Annotated in this window: 1 protein-coding gene; it reads right to left on the bottom strand. The window is 43.2% G+C overall.

What is annotated here, in order from left to right; genetic code table 11:
* A partial coding sequence (locus ACFIJL_RS09755) for a ShlB/FhaC/HecB family hemolysin secretion/activation protein (protein ID WP_375624525.1) occupies positions 1–734 on the bottom strand: 734 nt, incomplete at both ends.

The following is a 734-nucleotide window of genomic DNA, read 5'->3' on the forward strand; positions in this document are numbered from 1 at the left end:
CCAAAATTGGCGACGCTATATTGACGGCTGCCCACTTCAATCTTATTGCCAAGAAGGTAATTGTTGGTTCTTTTATAAGAAAGACCCAAATTCAAGGTTGTAAGGGAAACACTATCACGGTAAAGAACCCTGCTTGTACTGGCGTGCAACTCACTGGAATCCCCCGTCGTCTCAATATCGGTAAAATTGCCAGGGATTATGCTTTGGTAATTATAAACAGTGCCATTCAATCCAAAGGTCCAATAACCGTACGGAATACTCACACTCGCTGAAATGTTATTGCTATGTCCTTCTTGCTTGCTCCCACCCCAATAATCGGGCTCACTGCGTTGATAGTTAAAATCCCACGCATCATTCATCCCTAAAATATTTTCTACCCTCAAGCCCGCACTATAACGCGCATAACCCGTGGAAGATTGTCCCATATTGTCATGAGAAACAGTAACCTTGAAAGTTTTATCGGGATGATTGTTAATATTGACAATGGTGCTCCCTTCTTCACGCCCTGGAAGAAGTTCGCTTTGAGCGTGCGCTGAACTCAAACGGTTGATCTGATCAAGCCCCTGTTCAATATCGCGCATGTTCAGAACATGACCTTGAAGCCCAGGAAAAGCACTCCACACAACATTGTTATAACGAGACGCCGGTGAACCATTATAGTAAATATCTGAAAGCTTGCCCTCAATGACAACAAATTTGAGCGTCTTGCTGTTTTTGATATCTTGATCAGGAAT

The organism is Bartonella sp. TT119HLJHH (assembly GCF_042193385.1).
In the GTDB taxonomy this organism is placed as follows: domain Bacteria; phylum Pseudomonadota; class Alphaproteobacteria; order Rhizobiales; family Rhizobiaceae; genus Bartonella.